This is a genomic window from uncultured Erythrobacter sp., assembly GCF_947499705.1.
GTDB lineage: Bacteria > Pseudomonadota > Alphaproteobacteria > Sphingomonadales > Sphingomonadaceae > Erythrobacter.
Genome location: NZ_CANMPJ010000002.1, coordinates 610,620 through 627,917 on the forward strand (window position 1 = coordinate 610,620; position 17,298 = coordinate 627,917).

The 17,298-nt window shown below is 60.0% G+C and carries 19 protein-coding genes; 9 read left to right on the forward strand and 10 right to left on the reverse strand.

Annotated features, from left to right (window positions below; genetic code table 11):
* The first annotated feature begins 26 nt into the window (after positions 1-26).
* Positions 27-1,769, forward strand: a complete 1,743-nt coding sequence (locus Q0837_RS15880) for a flotillin domain-containing protein (protein ID WP_298471017.1) — start codon at positions 27-29, stop codon at positions 1,767-1,769.
* A gap of 68 nt (positions 1,770-1,837) precedes the next feature.
* Entirely contained in the window at positions 1,838-2,482 is a 645-nt protein-coding gene (locus Q0837_RS15885) for a DUF4259 domain-containing protein (protein WP_298471019.1), read from the forward strand.
* Here Q0837_RS15885 and Q0837_RS15890 read toward each other — a convergent pair.
* Complete coding sequence (locus tag Q0837_RS15890; protein ID WP_298471021.1) at positions 2,479-3,360, reverse strand: UTP--glucose-1-phosphate uridylyltransferase; 882 nt, start codon at positions 3,358-3,360, stop codon at positions 2,479-2,481. The genes Q0837_RS15885 and Q0837_RS15890 overlap by 4 nt on opposite strands.
* Positions 3,361-3,479: 119 nt before the next feature.
* Here Q0837_RS15890 and murA point away from each other — a divergent pair, with 119 nt between their 5' ends.
* Entirely contained in the window at positions 3,480-4,763 is a 1,284-nt protein-coding gene (gene murA / locus Q0837_RS15895; protein ID WP_298471023.1) for a UDP-N-acetylglucosamine 1-carboxyvinyltransferase, read from the forward strand.
* Positions 4,764-4,779: 16 nt separating this feature from the next.
* Here murA and Q0837_RS15900 read toward each other — a convergent pair whose 3' ends face one another.
* Entirely contained in the window at positions 4,780-5,196 is a 417-nt protein-coding gene (locus Q0837_RS15900) for a GNAT family acetyltransferase (RefSeq protein WP_298471025.1), read from the reverse strand.
* Entirely contained in the window at positions 5,193-5,426 is a 234-nt protein-coding gene (locus Q0837_RS15905; protein WP_298471808.1) for a ribbon-helix-helix domain-containing protein, read from the reverse strand. Before Q0837_RS15905 ends, Q0837_RS15900 begins: the two co-directional genes overlap by 4 nt.
* A 267-nt stretch (positions 5,427-5,693) precedes the next feature.
* Here Q0837_RS15905 and Q0837_RS15910 point away from each other — a divergent pair, with 267 nt between their 5' ends.
* On the forward strand, positions 5,694-6,299 hold the full coding sequence (locus Q0837_RS15910; RefSeq protein ID WP_298471026.1) for a DNA-3-methyladenine glycosylase I: 606 nt from the start codon (positions 5,694-5,696) through the stop codon (positions 6,297-6,299).
* 25 nt (positions 6,300-6,324) lie between these two features.
* Here the strand turns inward: Q0837_RS15910 and Q0837_RS15915 are convergent, their stop codons facing one another.
* The 4 genes from Q0837_RS15915 to Q0837_RS15930 all read right to left on the reverse strand — a co-directional run bounded on the left by Q0837_RS15915 (position 6,325) and on the right by Q0837_RS15930 (position 8,989).
* Positions 6,325-6,537, reverse strand: a complete 213-nt coding sequence (locus tag Q0837_RS15915; RefSeq protein WP_298471027.1) for a TIGR03643 family protein — start codon at positions 6,535-6,537, stop codon at positions 6,325-6,327.
* 43 nt (positions 6,538-6,580) lie between these two features.
* Positions 6,581-7,261, reverse strand: a complete 681-nt coding sequence (locus tag Q0837_RS15920) for a PilZ domain-containing protein (RefSeq protein WP_298471029.1) — start codon at positions 7,259-7,261, stop codon at positions 6,581-6,583.
* 134 nt (positions 7,262-7,395) lie between these two features.
* On the reverse strand, positions 7,396-8,118 hold the full coding sequence (gene phbB, locus Q0837_RS15925) for an acetoacetyl-CoA reductase (RefSeq protein ID WP_298471031.1): 723 nt from the start codon (positions 8,116-8,118) through the stop codon (positions 7,396-7,398).
* 118 nt (positions 8,119-8,236) lie between these two features.
* The gene (locus Q0837_RS15930) at positions 8,237-8,989 is read right to left on the reverse strand and encodes a hypothetical protein (RefSeq protein ID WP_298471033.1); all 753 of its coding nucleotides are present in this window, start codon (positions 8,987-8,989) and stop codon (positions 8,237-8,239) included.
* 343 nt (positions 8,990-9,332) lie between these two features.
* Between Q0837_RS15930 and Q0837_RS15935 the strand changes: the two genes are divergently transcribed.
* The 5 genes from Q0837_RS15935 (at position 9,333) to Q0837_RS15955 (ending at position 15,376) form a co-directional block, all read left to right on the forward strand.
* On the forward strand, positions 9,333-9,785 hold the full coding sequence (locus tag Q0837_RS15935; protein ID WP_299296982.1) for a DUF3576 domain-containing protein: 453 nt from the start codon (positions 9,333-9,335) through the stop codon (positions 9,783-9,785).
* A gap of 25 nt (positions 9,786-9,810) precedes the next feature.
* Positions 9,811-12,321, forward strand: coding sequence for a leucine--tRNA ligase (leuS, locus tag Q0837_RS15940; protein ID WP_298471034.1), 2,511 nt, complete (start codon positions 9,811-9,813; stop codon positions 12,319-12,321).
* Positions 12,321-12,827: an LPS assembly lipoprotein LptE gene (gene lptE / locus Q0837_RS15945; protein ID WP_298471035.1), complete on the forward strand. Its 507-nt coding sequence runs from the start codon at positions 12,321-12,323 to the stop codon at positions 12,825-12,827. Before leuS ends, lptE begins: the two co-directional genes overlap by 1 nt.
* Entirely contained in the window at positions 12,824-13,864 is a 1,041-nt protein-coding gene (gene holA / locus Q0837_RS15950; protein WP_298471036.1) for a DNA polymerase III subunit delta, read from the forward strand. The genes lptE and holA overlap by 4 nt, the downstream gene beginning before the upstream one ends.
* A gap of 108 nt (positions 13,865-13,972) precedes the next feature.
* Complete coding sequence (locus tag Q0837_RS15955; RefSeq protein ID WP_298471038.1) at positions 13,973-15,376, forward strand: sugar transferase; 1,404 nt, start codon at positions 13,973-13,975, stop codon at positions 15,374-15,376.
* A 12-nt stretch (positions 15,377-15,388) separates the two neighbouring features.
* Here the strand turns inward: Q0837_RS15955 and Q0837_RS15960 are convergent, their stop codons facing one another.
* Genes Q0837_RS15960 through Q0837_RS15970 form a run of 3 tightly spaced genes read right to left on the reverse strand, consistent with a single transcriptional unit; the run spans position 15,389 to position 17,297 of the window.
* On the reverse strand, positions 15,389-15,985 hold the full coding sequence (locus tag Q0837_RS15960) for an LptA/OstA family protein (protein WP_298471039.1): 597 nt from the start codon (positions 15,983-15,985) through the stop codon (positions 15,389-15,391).
* On the reverse strand, positions 15,985-16,650 hold the full coding sequence (lptC, locus tag Q0837_RS15965; RefSeq protein ID WP_298471040.1) for an LPS export ABC transporter periplasmic protein LptC: 666 nt from the start codon (positions 16,648-16,650) through the stop codon (positions 15,985-15,987). The genes Q0837_RS15960 and lptC overlap by 1 nt, the downstream gene beginning before the upstream one ends.
* Before the next feature lie 26 nt (positions 16,651-16,676).
* A complete protein-coding gene (locus tag Q0837_RS15970; protein WP_298471063.1) occupies positions 16,677-17,297 on the reverse strand; it encodes a ribonuclease D in 621 nt (206 codons plus the stop codon).
* Between the last annotated feature and the right edge of the window lies 1 nt (position 17,298).

Here is a 17,298-nt window from a genome sequence, read left to right on the forward strand (position 1 = left end):
CCGCGCTGAACGAAACAGGAGAAAATATGGATTACCTAGTCGAATATGCGGTCTGGATCGGGATCGTCTTGGTCCTCTTTTTCGGGATCATCTTCTTCCTCACCACGCTTTATCGCCGGGCCTCCAAGGAAATCGCCTTCGTGCGGACCGGTGTTGGCGGCGAAAAGGTCGTGATGAATGGTGGCGCGCTGGTTCTTCCGGTGTTCCACGAGACCATGCCGGTCAACATGAACACTCTGGTGCTCGCGGTTGTACGCCGCGATGGCGAAGCTCTGATTACGCTCGACCGTTTGCGGATCGATGTGAAGGCGGAATTCTATGTCCGCGTTCGCCCGGATGCAGGCGCGATTGCGATGGCGGCGCAAACGTTGGGTCAACGCACGATGCAGCCGGAAATGCTCAAGGATCTCGTCGAGGGTAAATTCGTCGACGCGCTGCGCTCGGTCGCGGCGGGGATGAGCATGAACGAGTTGCATGAACAGCGTGCGGACTTCGTTCAGAAGGTGCAGCAGGTTTCGTCAAACGACCTCGCGATGAACGGCCTCGAACTGGAATCGGTCTCTCTGACTGGGCTGGACCAGACCTCAATCGAGCACTTCAACGCCAACAACGCGTTCGATGCCGAAGGCCTGACCAAGCTCACCGAACAGATCGAAGCGCGCAAGAAACTGCGCAACGACATCGAGCAGGACACGCGTGTCCAGATGGAGACGAAAAACCTCGAAGCCGATACCAAATCGTTCGAAATCGGGCGCGATCAGGAATACGCACGGCTTGCTCAAGAACGCGAAGTCGAAGTGCGCCGTGCCGCGCAAATGGCGGAGATTGCTCGCGAACAGGCCGAGCGCCAGCGCGAAGCCGACGCTGCGAAGATCGAAGCCAAGAAACTGGTCGACAGCCAGCAGATCGAAGCTGATCGCTCGGTTGAAGAGGCCCGGATCGATCAGGTGCGCGCTCTCGAAATCGCTCGTCAGGAACAGCAGATCGCGGTCCAGAACAAGTCTCGCGAAGAAAGCCAGGCCAAGGCCGAAGCCGATGCTGCCCGTGCCAAGGCTGTTGCGGCTGAAGAGCAAGTCGCGACTGCACGTGAAAGCGAGATTGCTGAACGTCAGAAGAAGATCGAGCTGATCGAAGCGGCCAAGCAGGCTGAACGTGAAGCTATCGGCATCAAGGTTGAAGCTGAAGCAGAGAAGGACGCGGCGACCAACCGTGCCGAGGCTGCAAGGCTCGAGGCGAAGGGGGATGCCGACGCCGAAGTCCTGCGCGCCGAAGCCGACCGAGTGCGCTTTGAAGTCGAAGCCGCCGGTCAGGAAGCGATCAACGAAGCGGCAAACATCCTGTCGATGGATCAGATCAGCCTGCAGACCAAACTGGCGCTGCTCAAAGTGCTGCCCGAGGTCATCAAGGAAAGCGCAAAGCCGATGGAGGCAATCGACTCGATCAAGATCGTTCAGGTCGACGGGCTCACCAATGGCGGTTCCGGAGGCGGCGCGGCCAACGATGGCGGCGGCGCAGTTGGAGGCGGTTCGGGCAACCTTGCGACCGACGCTGTGTCAGCCGCATTGGCCTACCGCGCTCAGGCACCCGTGCTTGACGGGTTGATGAAGGAATTGGGCTTGAACGGTTCTTCGCTCGGCAGCCTGGTTGAGGCTGCGGCTGAAGACCCTGCTGGGGAACCTAAGGCGGAAGAACCGCAATTCATCGCGAATGATGGGATCGAAGACGGGACTTCGCCAGACGACTTGCCGACGGATGAAGCCGCCGAATAACTTCACCCCATCTTTACTACATCGCAAGGCCTCCCGGATAGCGCACCGCCATCCGGGAGGTTTGCTTTATGGGCGTATGGGGCACGGGTTCCTTCGAAAACGACGATGCATTGGATTTCGCTGGTGAAATCCGGTCCCTCGACGATTTAGCTAACGAAGTTCGACTGCACGATGTCGGCGCGGCATTGGACGTCGACAAGGCCTGCCGCGTGATCGTGGTCGGCGAATGCGTGGCGGCAATGCGCGGCCATCGGCATCAGGACATGCCGGACGATCTGGCACAGACAGTCCATGCCTTTGGACCGCCGCCGGACGAATTGTTCGACAATGCGCGCGACAGCGTGTCGATGGTGATCTCCGACAGCGAGCTAAGCGACCTTTGGGCAGAGTCCGATGATCGTGCGGGCTTCAATCTTGCGATGACCGACCTGATCGATCGGCTTAATCAGCCGCTTGCGACGGCTAAGAAACCTGCCAAGAAAGCTCCAAAGCCCAACCTCAGCCCGTGCTGGATCTGCGGCAAGGGAATGGGCCAGGAATTCACGTCCATCGATGTCTCGCTCGATCCCGAGACAGGGATGAGTCAGGGCGGAAGCGTCCATCTGGCTTGCCTCAACGCTGCGCTGCATCCGAAATATCTGATTCAGGATTGGCAGTTCGACGATGAGATGATCGCACGTATGACCGGCGACATTTTTGGCAAGGACACTTAACCGAGCAGTCTCTGGACCATGGCGCGAACATCCGCGCCCATGTCTTCGCGTTCCAGTGCCAGTGCCAACGTCGCCTCGACAAAGCCAACCTTGCTGCCGCAATCGTAGCGATTGCCGTCGAACGTGACCGCGTGAAACGGCTGTGTACCGATCATCCGCGCCATCGCGTCGGTCAGCTGAATCTCTCCACCAGCGCCTTTGCCTTGGTTTTCCAAAGTGCGCATGACCTCCGGTTGCAGAATGTAGCGTCCTGAGATGATCTTGTTCGAAGGCGCTTCGGCGACCGGCGGCTTCTCCACCAAGCCAGTCACTTCGGTCAGCGAGCCTTGTTCTGCACCGGGTTGGATCACGCCATAGCTGGACACTTCCTCCATCGGAATTTCGAGCACGCTGATCAGGTTGCCGCCTACTTCATTATAGGCATCGACCATCTGTTTCATGCAGCCAGTCCCGCCTTTCTTGCCGATCATCAGCTCATCGGGGAGGAAGATCGCGAATGGCTCGTCGCCAACGATTGCCCGCGCGCACCAGATCGCGTGACCCAGACCCAGCGGCACTTGCTGGCGAACGGTGATGATATCGCCCGGCGTAGCCCGGGTCGGATCGAGCACGCTCATATCCTTGCCGCGCTCGCTCATCGTGTCCTCGAGCTCATACGCGACATCGAAATGCTCGACGATCGCAGTTTTGCCGCGACCAGTGACAAAGATCATCTGTTCGATCCCGGCCTCGCGCGCTTCGTCGACCGCGTACTGGATCAGAGGGCGATCAACGATTGGGAGCAGTTCCTTCGGGATCGCTTTGGTTGCTGGGAGGAAGCGTGTGCCGAGCCCGGCGACGGGAAAGACGGCTTTTTTGATGGGCTTGTGCGACGTCATGAAAGAGGCTCCCTGATTGCTCGACTGTCGTGCCGTCCGAGCAGCGGTAGGTCAATGTCGAGGATAATGGTCCTCCGCGTCAGTTGCGCGAAAGGCATGATCCGCTAAGGCGATGCGTCATGGATAAACTGATTATCAAAGGCGGCAATCGCCTGTCGGGTACGATCCCGATTTCCGGGGCCAAGAACGCTGCGTTGACGCTGATCCCCTGCGCGTTGCTGACGGAAGAACCGCTGACTCTACGCAACTTGCCGCGGCTGGCTGACATCGACGGCTTTCAGCATTTGATGAACCAATTCGGGGTGACTACCGCGATCCAAGGGACGCGTCCGGAGGATTTCGGTCGGGTCATGACGATGGAGGCGACACGGATCACGTCGACCGTCGCGCCGTATGATCTGGTTCGCAAAATGCGCGCCTCGATTCTGGTGCTTGGGCCGATGCTAGGGCGGATGGGAGAGGCTACCGTATCCATGCCTGGCGGCTGCGCGATCGGAAACCGGCCGATCGACTTGCACCTCAAGGCGCTCGAAGCCTTTGGCGCCGAGATTGAGATGGCGCAGGGTTACGTAAAAGCCATGCAGCCCGATGGCGGATTGCCCGGCGGCGATTTCGATTTTCCAGTGGTCTCAGTCGGTGCGACCGAGAACGCCTTGATGGCAGCGGTACTGGCGAATGGCACAAGCCGCTTGTTCAATGCCGCGCGCGAACCCGAGATTGTCGATCTGTGCAATCTCCTCACCGCGATGGGCGCCGAAATCGAAGGGATCGGCTCTTCCGACCTGACGATCCACGGGGTGAAGCGGCTCAATGGCGCAACCTACAAGGTTATGGCCGACCGGATTGAAGCCGGCTCCTATGCCTGCGCCGCAGCGATCACCGGTGGCGACGTGCGGCTCGAAGGGGCGAATGCGCACGACATGGTTTCGACGTTGGCAGCACTGCGCGCAATCGGCCTTCATGTCGAAGAGGATGCCAAAGGTGTGACCGTGAAATCCAACGGAGCACTCCAACCCACTGATCTTACCACCGCTCCGTTCCCCGGTCTCGCCACCGATATGCAGGCCCAATTGATGAGCCTGCTGTGCAAGGCCGAGGGCACCAGTGTTCTGAAAGAAACGATCTTCGAAAATCGCTTCATGCATGTGCCCGAACTGGCACGGATGGGCGCGGATATCGCGACCGAAGGCCGCACTGCGATTGTCAAAGGCCCGGTTGATCTGACGGGCGCCGAAGTCATGGCGACCGACCTGCGCGCCTCGATGAGTCTGATTATCGCGGCGCTGGCAGCCGAAGGCGAGACCACCGTTCGCCGGATCTATCACCTCGATCGCGGCTACGAGCGGCTGGAGGAAAAACTCCAACTTGTCGGCGCGAATATCGAGCGAGTTGGCGACGACTGATCGCGGAATAGGGGGACTAGACTTCGCGGCCCATCGAAATTCTCGCCTCGGTCTGGAAACCCAGTTTTGCATAGAAGGCTTCCACCGCGTCATTTCCAGCACGGATCTGCAGATTGACTTTCCCGCAGCCCCGGCGGCGCAACTCTTGAACTGCGTGCTCGACTAGCTGCCGCCCTATTCCCGCGCGCTGCTTGTGCGGGTCAACAGCGACAGAATAGAGCCATCCTCGGTGGCCGTCCCACCCCGCCATGATGGTTCCGACGACCGCGTCCTCTCGTTCGATCGCCACCCAGAACAATCCATCTTTAAGTGAAAGTTTTACCGGGATCGCTGAACCAGCCTGATTGCGCGGTGGATCATTTGGAAACACCTCACGCCACAATCGATCCACGCCGTCAAAGTGTGCGGGATCATAAGGCTGGATTTCGATCATTTCAGGCGCTCGCTGACCAGCCACACCCGAATAGCGCTCGCCAGCCCCGGCGGGGTCTCGGATTTGATCCGCTCGGCGTCGATACGGGCGACCAATGCGTTGATTGGCACGCCTTCGCCCTCGGCAGCATCGCGCAGCATGTCCCAGAACAGCGGTTCCAGGCTGATCGAAGTCTTGTGTCCGGCGATCTGGATCGAGCGTTTAACGGGTGGATGATAGAATGATGGCAGCATCGCGGTGCCGGATAGCAAACATTGCCGCGCCTGTCCGCTGCCGCGCGAAATTGACAGAATTGACACTATGTCACCTTCACTGTTGGAGCGTTAGCCTTTGAAATTGCGATCAAATACGGCCCAAATGCGAAGTTGACACTTGTCCAACACGAAACGCGCTGTCGAGGGCGCATTTTAGCCCGCGAACGGTTAAGTCGACGATGTGAAAGAGCCGCGATCATGATACGTGCGCGAGTAGCTGTAGGAAACTGATCGGAGACGGGCGTGGCTGACATCGCCAAAGGCGAAGACGGGACCATGCGCTGCGGCTGGTCCGATGCCACGCCGCAATACCGCCGTTATCACGATGAAGAATGGGGCTATCCGGTCGGCGATGATCGGCGCCTGTTCGAGAAGATATGCCTTGAAGGTTTCCAATCCGGGCTGAGCTGGCGCACGATTCTGGAAAAGCGGGAGAATTTCCGCGCGGCCTTTTGCGACTTCGACTTCCATGCCGTTGCCCGCTTCACCGACGAGGATGTCGCAAAGCTGCTGCACAATGCTGGAATCATCCGTCATCGCGGAAAGATCGAAGCGACAATCAACAACGCTCAGCGAGCGATTGAAATGGTCGCGGATGAAGGCTCGCTCGCTCACTTCTTTTGGCAATTCGAACCGCAAGATCGCCTGTGGGATGGGGTGGATATGCCCGCCTCTACCGAGGCATCGGCAGCCATTTCGAAAGAGTTGAAGAAGCGCGGCTGGAAGTTTGTCGGGCCGACGACTGCCTACGCTTTCATGCAGGCGATGGGGCTGATCAACGATCATGCGCCGGGATGCGATGCGCGCAACAAAGTGGAAGCGGCGCGTCAGAAATTCCGCGTGCCTTGAACTCAGTCCGCCAAGCGCCTCTGACTTATTTGTAGTGCTCGCGCCGGTCGCCGAACGTGCGGACGCGCTTGCGCCAGGTGCGATAACTGCTCGGTTTCAAATTACTGCGCATGAGCGTTTTGACTTCGCTGTCGGACAGTCCGAATTGCGCGTTGATATCTGCGAAACTGACATGATCGCTCAGCGCCATTTCGATGATGGCGCTGATATCGGCTTCGCTGAGTTCGGGACCGGGCATTGCGCAGCCGATCTAGGGTGACCGGTGCCGAATACCAAGCCGGTCAGGCAGCCCGAGCCTTTGCCAATGCTCCACCCAGCCGGTCGGCCAGAGGTGTATCGAATGGCTGCGAGCGCATGGCCATGGTCGCCAGCTCCTGAATTTCCAGTGGATGCTGGAATTGCATGCCGAAGGTCGTGTCTTCCTGCCAACGGACCTGACCAAGTCGCTGGGGCAGGCCAAGCGCTTCGAAGCTGACCAGCCGCTGTTCGGGATGCGCGGCGTCGCTTTCGAACTTCGCACCTTCGCGCGAAATGTCGATCAGCTTCACCCGTGTGATTGCCCGTCCGTCGGTGATGCGGGCTTCGGCGGTGATATCCAGCCGGATCGGGCGATTTTCGAACGGGCTTTCTTCGTGCAGAAATTCGTCGAGCGAGATCTCGCTGCCGAAACGATAGCCTGCCTGACGTTTGCCAGCCCAGACCCGCTCCAGCGGATAGGTAAGCCCGTTGGTCAATTGTAGGATGATGCGCGGTTCGGACGGGGCTTCGTGCAGGAAGCTGAGGCCAATACCGAGCTCCGACAGATCGCGGATCAGGCACACATATTCGCCGGTCTGACACACCACTTTCGCGATGCGCAGCATTGCTGACTTATGGGCTGACTTACCTACTGCGGCGCGATGTTCGTCGCTCGCTACATCGCCGATTGTCGGCCCCGAAGTTACTGATACCATCTCGGCCATAATGCGCCTTAGCCCCTCACTCACCCCACCTTTGGATAATGGAAGCTAACCTAGTGTGGTTAACGAATTACCAAAGTGCGGGAAGATTCCGCTGTTAGGCACGGTATTTCAGACGGATAGCGGCCCGGCTGGCATCAATACATGTGCTGGCCGCCATTAATGCTCATGGTCGATCCGGTCATGAACGCGCCGTTTTCGGAGGTGAAGAAGGCAACGCCGCGCGCGATTTCCTCTGCCTGACCCAAGCGGCCGACGGGGATTTTGGCGACGATCTTCTCCAGTACCGGCTCCGGCACAGCGGCGACCATGTCGGTGTCGATATAGCCTGGCGCAATGGCGTTGACGGTGACGCCAGCCTTCGCGCCTTCCTGCGCTAACGCCTTGGTAAAGCCGTGAATGCCCGACTTCGCGGCGGCGTAATTGACCTGGCCATATTGCCCGGCCTGTCCGTTGATCGAGCCGATATTGACGATCCGGCCCCATTTGCGTGTCCGCATGCCGGGGAAGGTCGCTTTCGCCATGTTGAAGCACCCGCCCAGATTGACGCGCATGACATCGTGCCAATCGTCATAACTCATCTTGTGCAGCGTACCGTCGCGCGTGATCCCGGCATTGTTGATGACGATATCGACGGGGCCGTATTCAGCCTCAACCTTGGCGCACCCTTCAAGGCACGCTTCGTGATCGCCAACATCCCATTTGTGTGATGCAATGCCGGTTTCTTCCGAGAACGCCTTGGCCGCGTCATCATTGCCACCGTAATTGGCAATCACTGTATGACCTTGCCGCTGGAGCCGGTTGCAGATCGCGGCTCCGATTCCGCGCGTTCCTCCGGTGACAATCGCTACTCGGCCCATCGTGGTTCTCCTGTGGGATGCTGAGCCTTGTATCTAGCCGTGCCGTAACGTCGGGCAACAAAAAACCCCGCCGGAGCGAGGTCTTGCATACGAATTAATGCGGTCAGCGGACCGCCAATCAGAAGCGAATCTGCGTCCCGACATAGACAGCCTGACTGTCCTGCACCGAATTGGTCAGCGGATCGAGGCGGTCGCGCTCTTGCGAAAGGCGCACACCGGCGGTCACGTCGAGATTCGGCGAAAGGCTGAATGAGCCGCCAACATCGACGGTCTGTGCACCGAGCGAATCGAGTGTGTTTTCCGAACGACCGGCAATCTGCTCGTCTTCAAGCGCGATGCGCGGCTGCAACCGGCTTGGCTTGTCTTCGCGAGTCGGACGCGCGGGTTCGAACTCGGTCAGATCAGGCACACTCAGATCGCGAACCGTGTCCGGAAGGACAACGGGACGAGCAAAGCTCTGATACCCTCGCGCAGTACCGAGATTGTAGCGGCTTGGCTGCAAGGCTGCGATATTTTCGCTGGCGCTCGGGACAGCTTCGATCGCGGAACGGACCGAAATCGCCTGGGCGGTTTCGCTGTCGATCCGGACGGCAACAGTCACTGTGCGCTCACCCTGGATCGGCTGTGATCCTGCGGGAGTGAAGCGAATTCCCTTTTCACGGGCCTTGCCGGCGATACGCGCGGCCAGCTCGGGATCGACCGAAGCGGGCGTGAAGAAATCCAGCGCGGCTGTTTCAATTTTCTCGGCGCCATCGCCAAGGGAAACAACCGCAAGGCCGGTCGATGGAAGCACAAGAGCAAGCGCACCGGCAGCCGCAATCAGCGGCAGCTTGCGCTGCTTCATCGCTGTCTTGGCGTCCATACGTGCCATCGTGGTCTAGCTTCCCCTGTCTGGGCGGTTTTTACGTTACGGCAAAAGCAACTTTCGCCTGAACCTACCCTGAGTCGTTCCCAATATCACAAAATTATAGATTCGTGACGAACTTCTTCGCAATCATTTCTGTCAGGACCGGCGCGAGTCCTGCCCGACCTGTTGCTCTGGGCACACAGAAGCCGGCGTTGGCTAACCCGATTTCGCCCCAATTCAGCGTTCTGAAAGGCACGGATGCGCAGTTCGCAGGTATGAATTTCCCCGGCTTGAACCGGTTTCGGCGCTTGCCGCCACGTCCGCTGCCATTATAGAGCCAAGCGTACTGACAAAGGAATACGCCTCCGTGACACGCGCAATCTCAACCTACACCCGCTCGACCAAGCTGCTCCTGGCTGCCGCTGCGCTGGTTCCGCTTGCCGCATGTGGAGGCAATGATCGCCCGACGACTGAGCTACAAGCGGCTCAGGTCAACGCCATCGGCGTCAACGCATTCCTGTGGCGCGCTTCGCTTGAAACAGTGAGTTTTGCGCCGCTGCTGCAGGCCGACAGCGCAGGCGGCGTGATCGTGACCGATTGGTACGCGAACCCGTCAAATCCCGAAGAGCGCGTGAAGCTGACCATCACGATCCTCGACCAGGACTTGCGGGCCGATGCGCTCCGTGTTGCGGCGATCCGTCAGGTGGCACAGGCAGGCAATTGGGTGGACGCGCCGGTTCAGGCAGCCACCGTGCAGAAACTCGAAGACATTATCCTCACCAAGGCACGCGATCTGCGTCGCAAAGCTGTAGCCGGATAATCCTTTTCGCGTTAGCGAGCTTTCCATGACCGACACCCGTTTCGATCCGTCGCAGGCTGACGGGCGCTGGCAGCGCGCGTGGGCCGAGGCCGGGACCTTCACCGCCGACAGCAACAGCGACAAGCCCAAGAGCTACATCCTTGAGATGTTCCCCTATCCGTCGGGGCGCATCCATATGGGGCATGTGCGCAACTACACGATGGGCGACGTGCTCGCGCGCTACAAGAAGATGCGCGGCCATGAAGTGCTGCACCCGATGGGCTGGGACGCCTTCGGCATGCCGGCAGAGAACGCGGCAATGGAAAAGAAAGTCCATCCAGGCAGCTGGACCCGCTCCAACATCGAAGCGATGAAGGCGCAGCTGAAGCGGATCGGCTTTGCACTCGATTGGACCCGCGAATTCGCCACCTGCGATCCGGAATATTACGGCCACGAACAGGCGCTTTTCATCGACATGTATGAAGCGGGCCTGGTCTATCGCCGGCAGTCGGAAGTGAACTGGGACCCGGTCGATATGACCGTGCTCGCCAACGAGCAGGTGATCGACGGCAAGGGCTGGCGCTCCGGCGCCGAAGTCGAAAAGCGCAAGCTTGATCAGTGGTTCCTCAAGATCACCGACTTTGCCGAAGACCTGCTGAGCGGGCTGGGCGACCTTAAAGACTGGCCGGACAAGGTGCGGTTGATGCAGGAGAACTGGATCGGCAAATCGTCGGGTCTGGAGTTCAGCTTCGAGCTTTCGAACGGCGAGAAGCTGCCGGTCTACACCACACGGCCCGACACGATCTTTGGATCAAGCTTTGTTGCGGTCGCTGCCGATCACCCGATCGCGCAGGGCGTCGCTGCGGATGATCCCGACGCGGTGGAATTCATCGAAGAATGCAAGCGCGGCGGAACGACCGCTGCCGAGCTGGAAACCGCCGAAAAGCTGGGCTTCCGCACTGATATCACCGCACGCCATCCCTTCACTGGCGAGGCGATGCCGCTGTTCATCGCGAACTTCGTGCTGATGGATTACGGCACCGGCGCGGTCATGGGTGTGCCGGGGCACGACCAGCGCGACTTCGAATTTGCGACCAAATACGAACTGCCGATTGCACGCGTAGTCGCCAGCGATCCTTCACAGGCCGACGCGCCGATGGGCGGCGAAGCGGAACCGGGCGATGGTGTGATCGTCAATTCCGACTTCCTCGACGGTATGAGTGTTGAGGATGCCAAAGCCGAAGTGATCAAGCGCGCCGAAAGCGGCGGGTGGGGCGAAGGCACGACCGTTTGGCGGCTGCGCGATTGGGGCGTTTCGCGGCAGCGCTATTGGGGCACGCCGATCCCGTTCATCCATTGTGACAAATGCGGTGTGGTGCCTGTGCCCAAGGACCAGCTGCCGGTGACCTTACCCGATGATGTCGACTTCGAGACACCGGGCAACCCGCTCGAACGCCATCCTACATGGAGCAAGACCTCTTGCCCCAAATGCGGCGGCGATGCGCGGCGCGAGACCGACACGCTCGACACCTTTACCAATTCCTCATGGTACTTCCTGCGCTTTGCCAGCCAGCCTGCGGATGCGCCGTTCGACCCCGAAGAAGTCGCCAAATGGATGCCGGTGCAGCACTATATCGGCGGGATCGAGCACGCGATCCTGCACCTGCTCTACGCACGGTTCTGGACGCGGGCCTTGGCGCATATCGGCAAGCTTGACGTGAAAGAGCCGTTCGCAGCGCTCTTTACGCAGGGCATGGTGACGCATGAGACGTATGCGCTTGGCGATGGCAGCTGGCTGTCACCAGATGAAGTCCGCAAGGATGGAGCCGATTGGATCACGGTTGAGGGCGGCAAGCCGGTTACTGCCGGTCGCGTCGTCAAGATGTCGAAGTCGAAGAAGAACGTCGTCGACCCGGACAACATCATCGCCAATTACGGTGCCGATGCGGTGCGCTGGTTCATGCTCTCCGACAGCCCGCCCGAACGCGACCTGCCATGGTCCGAAAGCGGGATTGAAGGGTGTTGGCGTTTCGTCCAGCGGCTGTGGCGGTTGTTCGACGCTTACGATCCGAATGCGACGGGCGAATACAAACCGCTCGCCCGCAAGGCGCATCAGACAATCGTTGCAGTGGCTGAGGACATCGAAGCGCTCGGCTTTAACAAAGCGGTCGCGCGTATCTATGAATTGACCGGCGCGGCGGAAAAGGCGGAATCCAGTGAAAGTCGCAATTTCGCGATCCGTGCGATCCTGCACATGGTCAGCCCGATGATGCCGCACCTCGCGGAAGAAGCGCACTCCAAGCTCGGCAATAGCGATCTGATCGCTGACGCCGCATGGCCTGAGCACAATCCGGCCATGTTGGTCGAAGATGAAGTGACCATCGCTATCCAGCACAAGGGCAAGCTGCGCGACACGCTCACCGCGCCCAAGGGAGCTTCCAACGAAGACCTCGAAGCGCTTGCGCTCGCCAGCGAGAAGGTTCAGCGTTCGCTTGATGGAGTGGAAGTTCGCAAGGTGATTGTGGTGCCTGATAGACTGGTCAATATCGTTACCTGATGCGCGTACTGTTTGCCTCTGCCGCGCTGCTCGCGCTCTCGGCCTGCGGGCTGCAGCCGATGTATGCGGGAGGCAGCGCATCTGCCGTCGCTCAAGGCCTCGCGGCGGTCGATGTCCCGGCGATACCGGGACGTGATGGCTGGCTGGTCCGCAATGCACTGCAGAACAGGTTTGGAGTCGCCGGAGACGCCTCGCCCGCCTACCGGCTCGATGTGCGGCTTGACGATGCGCTCGAAGCGCTGGGCGTGCTCAACGATGACACGATCAGCCGCGAACGCCGCATCTTGCGCGCGCGCTATCAATTGATCGACCTTGCCACCGGTGAAATCCTGCTCGACGCGACTGCCGGGGCCGATGCTGGGATCGACGTGGTCTCCAGCGAATACGCTACCATAGCCGCCGAACAGACCGCGCTTGAAAACCTCGCCAAGGAAGTGGCCGACCGTATGGCAACCCGCATCGCGCTCACCCTGCGCGATCACACCAACGGTCAAGCGAGCCAGTGAAGGCGACCCAGAGGGATTTTGCCCGCGGCGTTCCGCGCAATGCCGGACAGGCCTCGATCTTCTTTTTCTGCGGCCCGGATGAAGCCGGTGCGTCCGCCGCCGCCAACGCGATCATCAAAGGGCTGCCCGATGCGGGCGAAAGGGTCGATGTGTCAGGTGCGGACCTGCGCAAGGACCCGGCGATGCTTGGCGATGAAGCTCGGTCGGATTCGTTGTTCGGGGACAAGCGTCACATCCTTGTCCGGGCAAACGGCGATGAAGCGCATGACGCGGTCAAGGCGCTGATCGAAACCGGCGAAGCGGGGGCGGGTGATGCGGCGCCGGTTCTGATCGTCGCGACTTCTGCCACAGACAAATCGCGCACGGCCAAACTGCTCGAAAAGCGCGCCGATGCGCTGGTGGCAATGTTCTACCCACCCGACCTGCAATCGGTGTCCGTTTCGGTCCGGGCCATGGCCGACTCGGCCGGATTGCGCCTGGGCGGTGATCTCGCCGAGCGTATTGCGCGCGGTGCAGGGCTCGATGTGCGGCTCGCTCAATCGGAAGTGACCAAGCTGGCGCTGTATTGTGATGCCGATCCGCTTGTCCCCAAGACCGCGTCGATCGAGGAATACGAGGAGATAGGCGCGTCCACCGAAGAGGACGGTTTCCAACCCCTCGTCAACGCGGTGATGGGCGGTGAGACTGGACGCCTCGACAAGGAAATCCGCCGCATGCGCGAATTAGGCCTGAACCCGGTCGGATTGCTTCTCGCGCTCGAACGGCGCGCGGCGCAGCTGGCGCAGATCAGCGCCAAACTGGGGCCGCGCGGTTCGCTCGACAATCTCGGCAAAGGCGAGAAAGCGCAGCTCGGTATATTCTGGCGCGAGGAACGCGATATTCGTTTGCAGCTCGGGCGTTGGAGCCATCCCAAGCTTAACCGCCTGATTCCGCGCTTGATCGAGCTTCACCGAACGCTGCTTGCCAACAGCCAGGCGGCAGAGCTGCTTTTGGCGCAGGATCTCGCGCAAATCGCTCGGTTCGCCGCAAAACGGTAATCGATTTATCGGGAAAACTCTCTTCGCAGTCGCAAAAAATTCGCCTTTCGCAGTGAATCTGTGCTTAAGGAAAAATACGTGGGTCAGGCCACGTAGGAACAGCGCTGCATGAACACCCAGACCGGGCCACTGCTCACTGCGGTTCAGCCCGACATTGTCGAAAGCAAGATCGCGCCCTCGCGTGAGCGTCGGCGACTGCGTGCTTATGTGCTCATGCTGTTGATCGATGCGGTGCTTTTGCATCTCGGGTTCGCGCTTGCATCGCTCGTTTACGAAGGCGTGTGGTGGCAAAAGAGCACCATGCTCGCAGCGCAGACCATGCTGCCGGTGTTTTTCACCATTGCGCTCTACAATTCGACCTATTGCGTGCGGGTGCTGAGCGACTGGATATTCGCTGCGCGCAAGGCGCTGATCGCGCTTGTCATATCGGCTGGCCTGCTGAACTTTGTGGCCTTCTACACTAAGTCGAATGCGCAGTTCTCGCGGATTTCGGTCACGCTGGGATTGCTCTTCGCTGCGCTGGCGCTGGTCGCATTCCGTCGCATCGTGCCGATGATCATTGATCGCTACTGGGATGGCCGGGTTCGCAACCAGCTGGTGATCGACGATGGCGGCCCATCGTTTTCGCTTGATAAATGCACCACAATTTCTGCTGCGAAATACGAACTCGATCCGACCAGCCACGATCCTTTCATGCTGGACCGGCTGGGCAAGCTGCTGCGCAATCAGGATCAGGTGGTCGTAAGCTGCCCGCGTGAGCACCGCGAAGCCTGGGCATTTCTGCTCAAATCGACGGGCGTTTACGGAGAGATCGTGAGTGAACCTGCGCACACGCTCGGCGCGGTCGGAGTGCATCGCTATGAAGGCCAGGAACGGACCACGCTGGTGGTTTCGACAGGGCCTCTGGGCTTGCGCGCCCGGATGATGAAGCGTGGTTTCGACTTTTCTGCAGCGCTGGCGGGATTGATCGTTCTGTCGCCGCTGCTGCTCATTATTGCACTGTCGATCAAGCTCGAGGATGGTGGGCCAGTCCTCTTCATCCAGCGGCGCCTCGGGCGCGGCAACCAGTTCTTCGACATGCTCAAATTCCGCAGCATGCGTCAGGAAAAGCTCGATCAGGACGGTGCGCAATCAACCTCTCGTGAGGATGATCGCATCACCCGGATCGGCGGCTTTATCCGCCGTACCAGCATCGACGAGCTGCCGCAGCTGATCAACGTGCTGAAGGGCGATATGTCCGTGGTCGGTCCGCGCCCACATGCGCTGGGTAGCCGCGCCAACAGCAAGCTGTTCTGGGAAGTCGACAGCCGGTACTGGAAGCGCCACTCGCTTAAGCCCGGCCTCACGGGTCTCGCGCAGGTTCGCGGCCACCGCGGTGCGACAGAGCAAGAGAAAGATCTGACCGATCGTTTGCAGTCGGACCTGGAATACATCTCAAGCTGGTCTCTGCGTCGCGACATCGCGATCCTGTTCAGGACTGTGTGGGTCTTGACGCACGAAAACGCTTACTGAGCGGCGCTAGTCCTACTCGCTTTCATCACCTTGTGGCACTGAGAAGCTGCCGGTTACTCGTCCATCGCTGCTTTCGGTCGAACCCGGCACAGAATTGCCCGAAGCGCGGCCATCGACGCTCGACAGGCCGGAGCGTAAATCGATCACCAGACGCCCGCCATTGAGCGTATCCGTCCCGCGCCGCAGCCGGACATTGCCAGCCATGGTGATGATCCGCCGGTTGAAATCGTAGATTGCGACATCGCCGCTCGCGCGTTCGTCGCCGCGCGTCAGCGTGACTCCGCCGGTCGCGGTGATCCGATCGATCCGCAGTTCACCGCTATCGTCATAATTCACCAGAGTGCGCGCCGATTGCACACGAAGGCCAGCCTGGTTGATGACTACATTGCCCGACAAAACTACCCGGTTCTGCCGGTCCTGCAGCTCGATCCGGTCGGCGGCATAGTTCACGGGTGCCCGCGAATTGTGGGCAGCAATCGATTGCGCCTGAAGACCAATCCCGCCGGCAAGGGCTGCGGTCAGGGCAAAGCCGCCTGCGGCCCAGCCCAGAGCGATCAAGCGCAGAGGCTTGCGGCGCGTATGCGAGTGCGTGTGGTTGTTTATCGTCATCACGGAACCCTCAATTCCCCCGGAACCATGGAAAGCCGGGCATTCCCTTCGAGTGCCAAAGTGCGCGCGTTGAGATCGGCGCGAATGGCGCGGGCAGAGAACGCTCCTGCGGGCACTTCGCCTTCGACCCCATCGTCGCCTTGCATTGTACGGGCATCCAGATCGACCGATACGCCGCTTGCCGTCATCGTATAACCATCGGCGGCGGTCAGCCTGACCGATCCATCGACATCGACCACTTCTTCGTCGAGGTCATAGGTGCCGCCGGGCGCGCTGATCCGCGCCGGGCCATCGGAAAGCAGCAATTGCGCGATCAGATCGTCCATCCGAACCAATCCTTCGGCGCTGGAACGCTGCACCGCTTCACCCGCCGTAATCGAAAACGGTCGGCCCGTGTCATCGCGGCCCCGGTACATTGCATTGTCGACGCTCAGCCGTTCGTTGATCATTGCGACCTTGTTGCGATCGAGCAGGAAGCTGACTTCGCCGCGCGGGGACAAAGGCGTGATCACCATCAAGGCGGCCACCACCCCTACCAGCATCGGGAGCACTCTACCCAGAAACCCGATCAACCGATCATGCGAACCGCCGGGCGCAGCAAAATGCTGACGCTGGTTACGCAGCGCTTTCGCTTCAGAGGTTTCGATGCGGCGTTTGATGACCATGGCGGCGCGGTCTGGCTCCTCTCGCCTTACGCGTGGCTGAAGATGTCGTGCTCGGCCCAACCGGCGATGTCGAGCTGTGCACGGGTCGGGAGGAAATCGAAACAGGCCTGAGCGATCTCCATCCGGCCTTCGCGTTCGAGTCGTACGGTTAGCTCATCGCGCAGACGGTGGAGGAACCGCACATCAGACGCGGCATAGTCGCGCTGCGCGTCGTTCAGAACCGGGCCGCCCCAATCGGAGCTCTGATGCTGCTTGGAAATGCTTTCGTTCAGCAATTCGTCGGTCAGGTTCTTGAGCCCGTGGCGATCTGTGTAGGTCCGCACCAGCTTGCTGGCGATCTTGGTGCAGAACACCGGGCCAGCTGTGACGCCGAGATAATACTGGATCGCCGCGAGGTCGAACCGGCCGAAATGATACAGCTTCGTGCGGCTTTGGTCGGCAAGGATCGTGGTCAGGTTGGGCGCCTCATAGGTGCTGCCCGGTGAAAAGCGCACAAGGTGCTCATCGCCCGACCCATCGCTGATCTGGACCACACACAGCCGATCGCGATGCGTGATCAGGCCCATGGTTTCGGTGTCGACTGCAAGGTCAGATGTGCCGGTCAGCACGCCTTCGGGCAGGTCTTCTTCGTGAAAATGCACTGTCATA